Genomic DNA, 13,672 nt, shown 5'->3' with positions numbered 1-13,672 from the left:
GGGACAAAGGGTTTTCGCCTCGCTCCGAGGAGGTACGGCTCCAGCTTCCGCGGCGGCGTCACCGGGACGAACCGGGCCCGCCGACCCGGCCGGGCGCGCATGCCGACGCCTGGTCCGGTCCTTGCGGAACCGCCGGGCCCGGCGTCCGGTAGCCCGCGCGGAGGGCCTGCCAGCGTGCTGTCTGCGCCGCGGTGGCGCGGCCGCGCAGCTGGGCGAGTTTGAGCAGGCTGGCCTCGGCGGCGCTGCCGAGGGACTGGGCCTCGGCGAGATAGTGCTCGTCCAGCAGGGCTTCGAGTTCGGCGTCGTTGAGGACCGGGTCGACGCGGGCGGCGAGTTGGGCCATCGTCCGGTAGGAGCCCTGGAGCAGGAACGGCGGCTCGACGCGGTCGGCCTCCTCCTGGCCGGCGGAGGCGATGTAGCAGCGGTTGACGGCCAGTACGGTGCGCTGGAGGGTGCGCAGCCTGGCCAGCGTGGCCAGGATCCGTTCCAAGTCCGCGACCGGGCGGGTGAGTTGGTCGGCCTGGACGGCCGGGTCTCCGTCGGCCAGGGCGACCAGCAGCCGCAGCTCGGCCGGATCGCTTCCGGCGAGCGGGGCCAGCACCGGATTGGCGGCCAGCGCGTTCTCCAGGAAGGACAGGGCGAAGAGGTCCTGACGGGCCGTCATCACTTCGCCCAGGTTCCAGAGGTCGGCGCGGTTGGCGAGCATGTCGGGGACCTGGAAGCGCTGTCCGCCCGCGCTGTAGGGGTTTCCGGCCAGGCAGACGGCGAAGCGGCGCCCGCGCAGGTCGAAGCTGCGCGCGCGGCCGTCGCTGACCGCCTCGATGCGGCGCTGGGCGTCGCACAACGGGATGAATTTCTCCAGGAGTTCGGCCGAGACATGCTGGATGTCGTCCAGGTGCAGCAGGACGTTGCTGCCCGCCTCCAGCGCGAAGACGATCTTCTCGACCTCGCGCCGGGCAGCGGCGTCCGGGGCCCGGTCGGGGTCGAGCGAGCTGGTGCCCGCGCCGAGGGCGGGGCCGTCGACGCGGACCATCAGCAGGCCGAGCCGGTCGGCGACGTACTCCAGCAGTGTGGTCTTGCCGTATCCGGGCGGGGACAGCAGGAGCAGCAGGCCGCTGCGGTCGGGGCTGCCGCCGGGCGTGCCGAGCTGCTTGGCCAGGTTGTCGCCGATGAGCGGCAGGTAGACCTCGTCGATCAGCTGGTTGCGGACGAAGCCGGCCAGCGGGCGGGGGCGGTAGTCGTCCAGGCGCAGCCGGGCGCGTTCGGCGGCCAGTACGTCGGCGCGCCGCCGCTGGAAGGCTCGGAAGGCGGTGACGCGCCGCTCCTTGAACGTGGCGGCCTCGTAGGGGAGTCGGTCGATGCGGACGGTCAGTCGGCCGTCGCGCACCCGGGGATGGGTGCCGAGCAGGCCTTCGACGGTCTCGCCGATCGGCGCGGCGATGTCGTAGCGGGGCAGGGCGGGGGCGCAGAGTTGGGCGACGGCCTCCGGGAGGCCGTCGGCGGCGGCGACCGTGGCCGCGTACGAGCCCAGCCAGGCGGCGGCGAGTTGGTGGCGGGCCGGCAGGTCGTCGTCGAGGGCGGCCAGGTCGGCGGCGAGCAGCGGGGCGGCGGCGGTGCGCCGGAAGGCGCCGAGCAGGGACCGGGAGGCGGCGCTGGTGGCGAAGCCCTCGTCCGGGCCGGCGAGTTCTTCCAGCAGGTAGCCGCCCGCGGGCATCGTCTCCGGCAGACCGGCGGCGCCGGTGAACTCACCTACGGCGACGGACAGTTCGGCGGCGAGATCGGTCAGGGCGGCCGAGGCGGCAGCCGGGCCGAAGGTGCCGCGCGCCAAGGTGAGGGAGCGGGCGCGGCGCTGCCAGGCGGCGCGGCGGCCCTCGTTCGCGCCGTACGCCCAGAAGAGCTGTGCGGCGGCCCGTACTTCGGCGGGGTGGACCAGCAATCCCGCGCCGGTACGCAGCCGGAGCAGCGCGGCGAGGATGAGCGCCGCGTCATGGTCGTGCACGCCCCGCTCGTAGCCCTCGTCGTAGGCCTGCTCGGCCGTGCGCCGCACCTGGACGAGCGGCGGTTCGTCGGTGGCGCCGTCCAGCAGCCCGGTGGCCAGATACTCCGCGCGGTAGAGCGCGGGCGACTCGCTGACCAGCGGCTGGGTCCAGAACTCGCAGCCGGCCAGCAGCTCCGGAAGGTCCGCTGCCCGGCGGTAGGCCGTCCCGGTGACCGCGAAGACCAGCGCGTCGCCGTCCAGCTGGAGGGTCAGTTCGACCGGTTCGCGGCGGACGGCGAAGCGGTGCCGGCCGAGGCGGACGGTGGCGCCGCCGTCGGACGAGAGGTCGGCCCGGTCGCGCAGGGCGCGCAGGGCGGTCCGGCCGGCGCCGACGAGGTCGTCCTCCAACTCCTGTGCGCGGACCTGGTCGTCGAGGTTACGCAGCTCGGCGGCGGCGGAGCGGATCCGCAGGGCCATCGGATCGGCGGCCAGCGCGGCGTTGACGTCCTCCGGCGAGCCGAGCCCGGCCAGCCTGCGGCGCAGCGCTTCCAGGGCGCGCAGCGCGGAGGCGGCGAGTCGGTCCACCCGGGCGGCGGACTCGTCCAGCAGGGTCTGCCGGCGGGCGGCGAACGCCTGCTGGACCTCCGCTCGGCGGACGGCCAGGTCGGCGGCGAGATCCTCGGCCTCGGCGAAGCGGGCCTCCAGGCCGTCCAGCCGCAGCAGCAGCCCGGCCAGCCGGTCGTCGCAGGCCGCCGGGCTGTCGGCGGCGGCCAGCGCGGCGGTCGTCGCCTGCGCCAGCAGGGCGGACTCGGCGGCGTGAGCGGCGCGGTGCTCGCTGTCGAGCAGCGAACGGCGGCGGGTCTCCAGCACGGCGCGGGCGCGGTTGACGGCGGCCAGCACCTCGCCGATGGCGAGCAGCACGGCGGTGCCCGCGCCCGGCTCGGCGGTCACCGCGCTGGTGACGAGATCGGTGACCACGGCCAGGGAGTCGGCCTGCTCGGCGAGTTGCTCCGCCAGCCGCGCGGCCTCGGCGGCGGTGGCGGTCTCGGCGGCGGTGCCGGCCGCCGACCGGGCGGCGGCCAGGGGCGCGGCGAAGGCGTCGGGGCCGGCGAAGTAGGCGAAGGCGCGCTCGGTCGCCGCCGCCAGCTCGGCGGACAGTCCCGCCTCGACGGAGTCCAGTGCGGCCAGGTCGAGTTGGGGCAGCTCGCGCACGGTACGGGTGCGGCCCTGGGCCCGGCGCAGATCGGCCAGCAGCGCGGTCCAGGTGTCGGCGTCGACCGGGGGCTCGCCGTGCGAGCGGCGGATCAGCGCGGCGGCCTCCTCCCGTACCCGGCTCAGCGCCTCGGCGGCGCGGGCCGCGAGCACCGCCATCCGGGCCTGCTCGGCGGCGAGTTGTTCGGCGGCCGCGCGCAGCTCGGTGAGCGGTTCGAGCAGGCCGGCGTCGGCGAGCCAGTAGTGGCGGTCGCCGACCTTGGCGCAGCCGTCCAGGATCAGCGCGGGCAGCGCGGCGGCCGGCTCCGGGCCGGCCGCCGGGCTCGCGGAGGTGTCGGCGCTCGCGGCGGCCGCTGCCGTACGGACGACGTCGAAGCAGTCGGCGATGCCGCGCACCAGGTCGGCGTTGCCGATGCGTTCCAGCGGGCCGTCGCCGACCGGCTGGGCGGCGGCGTACTCGGCGGACAGGAACGGGGTCTGCCACAACTGGAGTTCATGGGTACGGACCGGCTCGCGGTCCGGCTTGAGCAGGGCGAGCGTGCCGTCGGGCAGGACGGCGTAGGCGGCGCCGTGCAGCGCGGCGGCGGCCTCGCGGCGGACGGTGTTCCACGGCAGCAGCAGGGTCTGGGCCCGGCCGGGGCGGCGCAGGACATAGAGCAGGTCCTCGCCGTTGGGCGAGGCGAGCACGGCGTCGAAGCGCAGCTCGTCGGCCGGCGACGACGACGCGGCATCCGCCGCCTCGTCCAGCCGGAAGGCCCGGTGGCTGCCGTCCGCCAACTCGTAGCCGCCGGGGAAGATCAGGCCCTGCTCGGCCGGCAGGAGCCGGGCCCCGCCGCCGAGCGAGTCCTGGCGGCGGATTGTTCCGGTACGGGTGTTGACCACCAGGAAGCGGTCGGCGCGCTCGTTGTAGGGGCGGACCCGGAGCAGGAGCAGCGGCCCGGACGCGGCGTAGGCGACGCCGGCGTCGGCCAGGCTCTGCAGCGGGTCGTCCACCGGTTCCTCGAACAGCGGCCGGCCGCCGGGCACCGCGTGGACGGTCAGCAGACCGCCGGTGGTGGCCACCGACACCGTGCCGGCGGCGCCCTCGATCCTGATCCGCCCCTGGTCGTGGTGCTCGCGCCCGGTCGTCGTCCACGGCAGTTCGAAGGCCGGGGGCAGGGGCAGATCGCGCTCCCCGTGGTTGTCCAGGTACTCGGCCCCGCGCCGGGTCAGCTGCCAGCGCAGCACCCGGATGTCACCCTCGTTCTCGCCCGTACGGAACACGGCGAGCAGCAGACCCGAGGCGGTGCGCACCAGGTCGACCAGCTGGGAGCCGCGGAAGTAGCGCAGCAGCTCGGCGAGGTCGCGGTGGAACCGCTCGTCGTCCAGCAGACCGGGGACGGCCGCGGGATCCAGCGGCGAGCCGTCCGGACCGTGCAGGGAGAGCAGCCCCTCGGCCAGGCTCGGGGCGGACGTCCCCAGCAGCAGTACGTCCGGCCGGACCGCCACGACGCCGCAGGCGCTGGCCTGACCGGCGGTCCGCGGCCGCGCCGAACCCGCCAGCTCCAGCCGGCGCGACCCGAACGCCTCCTCCCGGCGACCGTTCAGCTCCGCCGCCCGCCGCCCCAACTCGGCGGCACGGTCGGCGAGCCGCGCCCGCAGGATCTGATAGGTGCCGTCCTCGACGCCCATGGCTTCCGCTGACTCCTTGTCTGTTCCAGTTTTACCTTGCGGGTCGCGCGGGTCGCGCGGGTCGCGCGGGTCGCGCGGGTCGCGCGGGTCGCGCGGGGCCCGTGCCCGGAGCGCGGCGCGATGTCGGCTGACGGCTTCGGCGCCTTCGGCCCCGGGCCCGGGCTGGGCACGGACTTCGGCCCGGGCTCCGGGTCGGCGTCGGACATCGGCCCCGGCTTCGGGCTGGCCTCGGACTTCGGCTCTGGCTCCGGCCGCGCCGGACTCAGGCTTCACCCCCAGCTCCGGGCCAGCCTCGGACTTCGGCCCCAGCTCCCGTCCGGGCTCGGACTTCGGCTCCGGGTCCGGGTCGGACTCGGACTTCGGGTCCGGCTCGAACTTCGCCCCCGGCCCCGGCTCCGAGCACCGGTTCCGGGCCGGACTCGCACTTCGCCCCCAGGACCGGCTCCGCGCAGGACTCGGGCTTCGCCCCAGGACCGGGCCGGACTCGAACTTCGCTCCCTGTCCCGGCTCCGGGCACCGGTTCCGGGCCGGACTCGGAACTTCGCCCCGGGCTCCGGGCTCCGGGTCCGGGCCCGGGGCTCCGCCCCCGCCCCGGCTCCGGCCGCCCGCTCGGCGGCGGGCCGGCGGCCGGGACAGGCGGCCCGGCAGTCCCGGTCATCGTGCCGGACGGCACGAGTCGCAGCCGGTGCGAGGCCCGGCCCGTGGCCGGTTCTGTGCCGGAAGGACCGGAAGGACCGGAAGGACCGAAAGGACCGAAAGGCGCCGCCCGCTGCGCGGCGTCCGGCGCCCCCTCCCCCGGCCGCCGCCGGGAGAGAGCGGCCCCGTACCGCGCGTACCCGGACGGCTGCGGCGACGCGGCGAGGCGTCGTCCCGGGCACCGCGAGGCGGTGATCCATCCCGCTGACGGCACTACGCCTGCGGCTGCTTGCCGGCGCCGTTCACCAGCGCCGCCGGGTCCGCGGGCACCGCGGCGTCCGCCCCGGTGCCGGCCAGCAGCTTCATCAGCATCGCGAGATTCCACGGGCCGCCGGCCGCCAGCGAGCCGAGCACCTCGGTCGCGTCCGCGCCGAAGCTCCGCTCGCCGTCGAGCCAGTCGGCGCCCAGAGTGCGTACGGTCTGCGAACTCGCCACCGCGGCGTCGATGCCCTTGCCGAAGGACACCGCGCCGACCAGCCGCTCCAGGAACATGCTGTCGCCGCCGACGATGTCGATGTCCGCGCTCTCCAGCCCGGCCGCCAGCACCGACGCCTGGGCCTCGGCGACCTGCCGCTGGACGTCCAGCGCGGCCAGTCGGACCTCCTTGTCGGCGGCGAGGCGCAGCCGGAACTCCTCGTGGGTCCGCGACACCTCGTCCAGCGCGGCCATCGACGCCGCCTTCTCCTTGAGCCCGGCGGCCTCGCCCAGCAGCCGCTCCCTGATGCCGGTGGCCTCCGCCCGGGCCTTGCTCTCGGCGACCGCGGCCTCGGCCATGCCCACCTTCTCGATGGCGCTCGCCTTCTGCTTGAGGCCCTCGGCCTCACCCTCCAGCCGGGCCCTGATCCCGGCCGCCTCGGCCATCGCCTGGCGCTCGGACACCTCGGCCTGCGCCAGCCCGACCGCGCCGGACCTGGCGCGTTCGCCCTGCGCCGCGAGGGTCGCCGCCGCCGCGTCCAGCTCCGCGCTCTTCTGCCCCGCCTCGGCCAGCACCAGCCGCTCCCGCGCCCGGAAGTGCGCCGACTGCTCGGCGGCCTCGGCCCCCTTGATGTCCTTGACCAGCTGTTCCTGCGCCTGCGCCTCGGCGCCGATGATCACCGCCTGCCGGGTGCGCTCGGCCTCCTGGACCACCCTGACCCGCTTGATCTCCTCCTCCTGCTCGGCGACCGTGCGCTCCACGGCGACCCGCTCGCGCACCACCTCCGCCACACCGCGCCGCTCCACCTGGACCTGCTTGTCCATCTCGGCGCGGGACAGTTCGACTTCCCGCTCCCGGTTGACGACCTCCAGCAGCCGGTCCTTCTCGATGCGCTCGGTCTCCACCGAGATGACCCGCTCGCGGTTCTTCTCGGCGACGGCGATCTCCCGCTGCTGGTTCTCCCGCTGGACGCCCAGCAGTTCCTCGGTGCGCAGCAGCGCGCTGTGCGCCTTCAGCCGCTGCTCCTCCTGGACCTGGGCGGTGGCCGCCTCCTCCTGGGCCCGCAGCGTCTCGATCCCCTTGCGCTGCCGGATCTCCGCCTCCGCACGGCGGCGCTCCAGCTCCAGTACGGCCTCGCGGGCGTCCACGTCCTGGCGGGTGATCTCCATCTGCTCGTTGCGCTGGAAGTCGTTGGTACGGATGTGTTCGAGCGCGGTCAGTTCGGTGATCTTCCGGATGCCCTGCGCGTCGAGGACGTTGGCCGGGTCGAGCTGCGCCATCGGGGTCTGTTCGAGGTGGTCGATCGCGGCGTCCTCGAGGTGGTAGCCGTTGAGGTCGGTGCCGATGGCCGCGATGATGCGGTCCCTGAACTCCTCGCGCTTGGTGTAGAGGTCGATGAATTCGAGCTGCTTGCCGACCGTCCGCAGCGCCTCGGCGAACTTCGCGCTGAAGAGGGTCTGCAGGGTCTCCTGGTGGCTGGCCCGGTCGGTGCCGATGGCCTGGGCGACCTTGATGACGTCCTCGACGGTCTTGTTGACCCGGACGAAGAAGGTGATCTGGATGTCGGCGCGGATATTGTCCTGGCAGATCATGCCCTCCCGGCCGGTGCGGGAGATCTCGATGGTCTTCACCGAGATGTCCATCACCTCCGCCCGGTGCAGCATCGGGACGACCAGCGCGCCGGTGAAGGTGACATCGACGGTCCTGGGCCGGGAGATGATCAGGGCCTCGCCCTGGACCACCTTGCGGAACAGCCTGCCGAAGAGCAGCAGCGCGCCCAGGCCGATGAGCAGGAGGACGGCGATGAGCACGCCGATTCCGATGGTGACGACAGACATGGCTGGTCCCTTGGACGACCTTGCTGAGAAAAATGGATGATGACGTCGGCACGCGGAGCGGCCGTGCCGCCGAACGCCGTTGACGCGGTGGGACGGTGACGTCGCGTCAGCCGGAGTAGAGGCCGGGCATGACCCGGAAGAACTCGCCCTCGGCGTCGTAGTCATAGATGAGCGCCGCCGCGCCCGACCTCAGTACGCTTCCCGGCCCGGCCGCTTCGTCGAGGCTCTGCCGGACCTGTACGAGCGCCGCGGAGCCGTCGGCGGCGTGGACCTCGGCCTGGCCGAAGTCGGGGCCGACACGCCCGGTGCGGATGACGCAGGCGCGGCCGACGAAGTCCCGGCGCGAGGGCGGCGGGGCCGGCGCCGGCATCAGCCGCCGCAGCGGCCAGATCAGCAACCGCGCCCCGGCCCACCCCCCGGCCAGCGCCACGGGCAGCACGATTCCCCCGTCCCCGGCGCCGAGGACGACCCGGCCGACGAGGGCGCTGAACCAGGCGAAGGCGATCACCAGCGAGACCGCCACGGTGATCGGTACGCCGCCCAGGCCCAGTATTTTCCGCACTCCCCCGTGGCTGTGCCGCCCCCCTCGGCCCCCGCCCCGGCCCCCGCCGTGACCCTGGCGGCCCCCCTGCCCCCGGCCGCCCCCATGGCCCTGGCGTCCCCCGTGGAAGTGCACGCCCCCGACGAGCACCACCGCCCAGTACGCCACCACGACGACCAGCGCGAAGGAGAAGAGCACGGTGGGATATCCCGTAGCCGCCCTCAAAAAGCCGCCCACTGCTGTCGCCTGCCTCTGCGGAATCCTCGGCGATCACCCCACCGCGTCGCCGGGGCCAGCGTGGCAGCGCGGGAACGGCCGCGCACTGCGCGATCCCGGCAGTTTGGAGGCCCCGTTGATGTCCGGGATCAGCGCACAACCATGGTGGCCGGCAGCGTGTCGCGCCGGCCTGGGACACGGCGGCAGCCCCGGTGTTCCCCGGTGCCGAACGCGCCGCGCAGACCCCGGACCGTCCCCGGCCACCCGGCCACCGCGTGCAGGGCGTCAAGGAGGGGCGGCAACCGGCGTAAGCAGAATTGTTTTCCCCGGTGGTTCTCCGCCGGAAAAGCACTCCACTGCGCCGGGCGGGACCACCGGGGCATATGCATACGGCATGGACGATCCCAGCGTGTTCTACCTTTCCGCTCGCGGCCCCTGGACCCCCGGCGCAGCCGGCGCGGAGCTTTCGTCATCTCCTCCTGCGCTCGGCGGACAGCAGCCGCCCGCGCTCCCGGACGCTGTCGGCCTGCCGGTGGCGCTGGTGGGGGCGCAGCCTGGCCAGCATGCGGCCGAGGGCGCGGTCGGCCTGGAGGGAGGTGAGGTGGGGGTAGAGGTCGAGGAAAACGTGCCAGTGGGCGCAGGCCTCTTCGAGGTGGCCCAGGGTCAGCAGGGTCTCGGCGATGGCGGCGTTGGTGAGGGCGGCGGCGCGGCGCTGGTGGGCCGGCCGGTGGAGGGCGGAGTCGCGCAGCGCGGAGAGTCCGTCGGTGAGGCGGCCGAGCGCGAGTAGGGTCTGGCCGCGCTGGTAGTCGAGCCCGGCGCGGGGGTAGTCGCTGAACGGTCCGGGCGGGCCGCTGGCACCGCGGTGGTGTTCCTGGGCGGTGTCGAGGTCGCGCAGGGCGGCGTGCGGGTGCCGTTGGTAGGCGTGGGCGGCGGCGCGCTGGGTCAGCAGGAAGGCCAGCGCGGCCGGCGGGGCCGCGGGGGTGGCCGTCCGTACCGCGACTTCGGCGAGTTGCAGGGCCGGGCGGAACTGCCGTACGCGCAGCGCCTGCACACTCATGGCCCGCAGGGTGATCGCGTAGGTGGGACGGCTGCCGCCGGCGTGGGCGAGCCCCATGGCGGTGCGGTAGTAGCGTTCCGCGAGCGCGGGGTATCCGGCGTCGGCGGTCATCTTGCCGAGCAGGTGGGTGAGTTGGGCGCCGGCGGTGAGCAGGTCGCGGCGGACCGTTTCGGGGGCTTCGGCGGTGAGGACACGGCCGGCGTCGTCGGCGAGGTAGGCGGCGAGCGCGGATCTGATGTGACCGCCGCCGTGGTGTTCGGCGAGATCGGCGAAGACCCGGGTCATCTCCTGGAGGGTCTGCGCGTCGGCGGCGGTGGCCCCGGCCCGGGTGGGTCGCGCTTCGGCCGGCGGGCGGTCGGGCCATTCGAGCAGGGCGAGGACCGCCGGGGAGTAGAGGGACCGGGGTTGGCCGTCCTGGAGGAAGAGGGCCCGCCGGGCCGGGTCGCTGTCGCCGCGCGTGAGGTCGATCAGATGAGCGGCGGGGTCCCCTTGTCCCGGCCAGGGGCCGGGCGGCGCGGCGTGGCCGGGCGGGAGCCGGGTCAGACCGGTGTCCTCCGGGAGCAGCAGGCGGCCGGTGCGGGTGCTGAGGACTTCGGCGACCAGGGCCGGGACGGGCGCGCGCGGACGGGACCCGGCGAGCCAGTGGGCCACCGAGGTGCGGTCGTAGCGCAGGGCCAGGGACCGGGTAGTGCCGAGCGCGTTCACCGCCCGGGCCAGCTCCCCCGCGTTCCAGCCCGCCTCGGCCAGCAGCGCGGCCAGCGGCCGGTTGGGTCTCTGGCGGCTCATGGCCCGGCTCCCGCCCTCCCCGCCGCGGGGCTCCGACCCACCGGGTCCTCGCCGACGCCGCGGCGCCCGCCGCCCGGACCGGCCGGTCCGCCGCGGGGGCGCTCATCAGGGGGAGTTCCCGCTCAGCAAGGTCGATAAATGCAGTCGGCGGGGGGTGCCCCGGCCAGCGGCTCACAAGCACGCAAGCGTTCAACGCGTGCACGGTACGGAGGCCGCGGGGACGTTTGCCCGCGGGATTCCCCCGTGCCGGAGTCCGGCGGCCGGCCGTTTGCGACACCGGCCGTCGCCGCCGGTTCACGCCGTGATGAGGTCGCCCGGGTCGGTCGTCGTCACGGCCGTGGCGGCGGCGGTACGGCGGCGGGCGAGGACTCCGGAGGCCCAGTAGCCGACGATCATCACCGCGATGACGGCCAGTGTTTCCGACGTACCCCACACCCATGTGGACGCGCTGACCTCCTTGGCGGGGATCTTCGGCAGGTCGTCCAGCGAGACCGCCGAGTGCTTGGCCGCGCTCGCCTGGAACGCCTGGTTGCGTGCCGAGCCGTGCAGGAAGGGCGCGACGAACAGCACCGTCATACCGAGCAGCGCCTCTACGGTGATCACGACCGGGAAGTCCCGTACCAGGATCGTACGGAGCGGGCGCTCGTCGCCGGTGGCGCGCAGCGCGTCGACCCGCGGGTGCAGCCAGAACTGGTTGAAGGCGCCGAGCAGCAGCAGCGCGCCGAAGATGAGGATCTTCACGCCGAGCACGCGGCCGTACATCGTGGTGAACAGCTGCGAGGGACCGTCGACATGCTCCCAGTACAGGAACAGCCCGGACAGCGAGATGGCGGCGACGCAGCTCATGGCGGCGACGGAGAAGCGGCGGATCACCGGGGCCCAGAACTCGCCCCGGTCGGCGGGGGCGACGGCGCCGCGCAGGGCGAGCAGCGCCAGGCCGGCGAGGCCGCCGAGCCATAGGGAGCCGCCGATCAGGTGCAGCATCCACATGACGGTCTCAAAACTGGTGCGGCCCCAGTCGTCGGGCACCGCGTCGGGGAACTTGGTGGTGCCGAGTGCGACCGACCCCGCGCCCAGACCGGCCCCGAGCAGCCATGCCCGGGCCGGCCCCGCGGCGACCTTGCGGACGGTCAGTGGGGCGACGAGCGCGGCGCCGACCAGGACGAGGGTCACCTCCAGGCCCAGCAGACGGCCGCCGTTGGAGCCGTCGTAGAGCGAGTTCCACGCCGCGCCGTAGTCGTAACCGCCGCTGTCCGAAGCGCCGTGGGCGAGGTCGGTGAGTACGGCCGGCCCGGCCAGCACCCCCAGCACGACCGCGACCCGGCTCAGCCGCGCCGTCACCGCGCCGAGCGTGTCCGGCCCGATCCGGCGGGCGACCGGACCCACGGACACCAGCGCGAGGGCGGTCAGGCCGACGAATCCCATCAGCGTCACCCAGGTCGTCCAGGTCACGGCGCTGTCCTCGAACGGACCGAGCGGGGTGGAAGGCGCCGCCGCCGCCAGTGGCAGGGCATGCGGAAACAGGCTGGACATGGGCATGGCGGACCATCCTCGGGATCGGACCTGGGGACAACAGGCACGTTAGGGTAGGCATACCTAAGTTGCTCGGTCAATGCGCGAAAACGACCAGCTCGGCGGCGGAGGGCGGCTCGGCCGGCGCTCCGGCGGGACGCCGAAGGTGGCGCAGACGTGCGGCGGATGTGCGGCAAGCGCGCGGCATGGGCGCTGCACCAGCTGCGGCATGGGCGCGGCGTGCGTGCGTGCGGCGACGCCCGGGATGCGGCCGACCGGGCGCGCCCGGTCGGCGGGCCGCGTCCGCCGGGCCCGAGGCCAACAGGGCCCGCCGCCAAAGTCCGTTCGACACGCCCCGCCCGGTACGGCTCCAGGTCGTCAGGGACGGGCGAACTTGCCGGGCACGGCGTGGCTCGTGTCCGTCACTCTTCCCGTTTCCATGAGCTGCTTCAGCCGGTGCAGATTCGCCGCCATCTCCGCGGCCGGGGGCTTTCCGATCAGAGCCAGGCCGGTCTGTCCGACTTTTCCGAGCGGGAGTTCCATCACCTCGCGCACCTCGGTGCTGTCGGAACGGGAATCGGCCGTGAAGGAGATGTTCCAGACGGTTCGGAGTCCGCGCGGCGAATTCGTCCGGTAGCGGATCAGGGCATTCGTGTCCTCGTCGGTCACCTCGACGGTCCAGTGGATTCCGACCCGCAGCGGACCTTGTATCGTCCACCGCGAGGTGGTGTCCCCGGTCGGTTCGACCGACATCACATCGCCCAGGAAAAGCGGAAGGTTTCGGAAGTCGCGGTAGAAGGCGAAGATCTCCGCCGCGGGGCGGTCGATCCGCACCCGGGCCTCGATCTCCGTCGGCTTGCCGCTCGGTTCTCCGTGTCGGGGACGGACGGGCATGCCTCCAGCCTCCTCAGTGGCTCGGCGGCGTGAGGTCGTAGCGCTTGACCACGTCATCGAGCCAGTCCGGATTGCCGTAGCTGAGCCCGTACTTGGTGGCCAGCTCCTCGAACTCGGTGGTCTCGTGGCGGTCGCTCGCGGCGGCGGCTCCGCCGGAGGGGTCCGATCCCTGTCCACCCGGCGCCAGCAACTCGGCGAGTTCGCGGAAGTAGTCCTCGAAACCACCCGGAGTGATGATTTCGACGATACGGCCGGGTGTGTCACCGGCATTCCACATCGCGTGCATCTGCCCACGGGGCTTGGTGATGAAACCACCGGCCCCGAGGACCACCTCGCTGTCGTCGGACCGGAAGCCTATCTGCCCCTGGATGACGATGGAGTGCTCGTCCTCATGAATGTGCTGGTGCGGCGCCGTAATCGTGCCGACGGCGAAAGGATGCTCCACGATCGCCACCTCGCCACCCGTATCGCGGCTGTAGAGCTTGAAGACCGCGCCGAATCCCGGAATGGCGACTTCCTCTCCCTTTCCGGGGAGCATGACCTTGACTTCGTTGGCGCCGCCCGCGTTCATCAGGATTTTCCTTCCGTGGACTCCACGTGGCCGTACCTGATCGGGTCCCGCAAAGCGGCACCCTGGCCGCGACAGTTCTTTCCAACGTAGCCGCCTGCCAATACCCGGTCAAAGCGGACGAAGTCGCCGGCCTGCTCACCGCCCCGCGGCGATCCCACCCGGTGATCGCCCGCCGCCCGCAGGCGCCGGTGCGTCGGCGCACGCACCGGCGGCGGCCCCCGTAGCGTGGCTCCCGGCACCGGCTCGACCGGGCGCGCGGCCGGCTGGGCGCCGCGGACGGCGACC

7 protein-coding genes are annotated in these 13,672 nt (G+C 73.9%); all 7 read right to left on the bottom strand.

Translation table 11 applies throughout. The features are described 5' to 3' along the window. Positions 1-58: 58 nt before the first annotated feature. The 7 genes from ACFO3J_RS18485 to ACFO3J_RS18455 all read right to left on the bottom strand — a co-directional run bounded on the left by ACFO3J_RS18485 (position 59) and on the right by ACFO3J_RS18455 (position 13,387). Positions 59-4,861 carry a DNA repair ATPase gene (locus tag ACFO3J_RS18485; protein ID WP_386430549.1) on the bottom strand — a complete coding sequence of 1,601 codons (4,803 nt, stop codon included), beginning with the start codon at positions 4,859-4,861 and terminating at the stop codon, positions 59-61. A gap of 909 nt (positions 4,862-5,770) precedes the next feature. Then, complete coding sequence (locus ACFO3J_RS18480; protein ID WP_386430548.1) at positions 5,771-7,810, bottom strand: SPFH domain-containing protein; 2,040 nt, start codon at positions 7,808-7,810, stop codon at positions 5,771-5,773. Between the two features lie 106 nt (positions 7,811-7,916). Further along, a complete protein-coding gene (locus ACFO3J_RS18475; RefSeq protein WP_386430547.1) occupies positions 7,917-8,588 on the bottom strand; it encodes a hypothetical protein in 672 nt (223 codons plus the stop codon). A gap of 448 nt (positions 8,589-9,036) precedes the next feature. Further along, on the bottom strand, positions 9,037-10,410 hold the full coding sequence (locus ACFO3J_RS18470) for a hypothetical protein (RefSeq protein WP_386430546.1): 1,374 nt from the start codon (positions 10,408-10,410) through the stop codon (positions 9,037-9,039). Between the two features lie 294 nt (positions 10,411-10,704). Further along, positions 10,705-11,943: a copper resistance D family protein gene (locus tag ACFO3J_RS18465; protein ID WP_386430545.1), complete on the bottom strand. Its 1,239-nt coding sequence runs from the start codon at positions 11,941-11,943 to the stop codon at positions 10,705-10,707. A gap of 357 nt (positions 11,944-12,300) precedes the next feature. Continuing rightward, positions 12,301-12,816, bottom strand: coding sequence for an SRPBCC family protein (locus ACFO3J_RS18460; protein ID WP_386430544.1), 516 nt, complete (start codon positions 12,814-12,816; stop codon positions 12,301-12,303). Between the two features lie 13 nt (positions 12,817-12,829). Further along, entirely contained in the window at positions 12,830-13,387 is a 558-nt protein-coding gene (locus tag ACFO3J_RS18455; protein ID WP_386430543.1) for a cupin domain-containing protein, read from the bottom strand. Between the last annotated feature and the right edge of the window lie 285 nt (positions 13,388-13,672).

Origin of the sequence: Streptomyces polygonati (genome assembly GCF_042650325.1) — a bacterium.
Classification (GTDB): domain Bacteria; phylum Actinomycetota; class Actinomycetes; order Streptomycetales; family Streptomycetaceae; genus Actinacidiphila; species Actinacidiphila polygonati.
Note: the sequence above shows the minus strand (reverse complement) of the source record. Positions and strands in the feature narration are given on the sequence as shown.

Excerpts from the sequence above, each read along its gene's own strand:
- ACFO3J_RS18485 (WP_386430549.1), bottom strand. The coding sequence starts at position 4,861 with ATGGGCGTCGAGGACGGCACCTATCAGATCCTGCGGGCGCGGCTCGCC.
- ACFO3J_RS18480 (WP_386430548.1), bottom strand. The coding sequence starts at position 7,810 with ATGTCTGTCGTCACCATCGGAATCGGCGTGCTCATCGCCGTCCTCCTG.
- ACFO3J_RS18470 (WP_386430546.1), bottom strand. The coding sequence starts at position 10,410 with ATGAGCCGCCAGAGACCCAACCGGCCGCTGGCCGCGCTGCTGGCCGAG.
- ACFO3J_RS18465 (WP_386430545.1), bottom strand. The coding sequence starts at position 11,943 with ATGTCCAGCCTGTTTCCGCATGCCCTGCCACTGGCGGCGGCGGCGCCT.
- ACFO3J_RS18460 (WP_386430544.1), bottom strand. The coding sequence starts at position 12,816 with ATGCCCGTCCGTCCCCGACACGGAGAACCGAGCGGCAAGCCGACGGAG.
- ACFO3J_RS18455 (WP_386430543.1), bottom strand. The coding sequence starts at position 13,387 with ATGAACGCGGGCGGCGCCAACGAAGTCAAGGTCATGCTCCCCGGAAAG.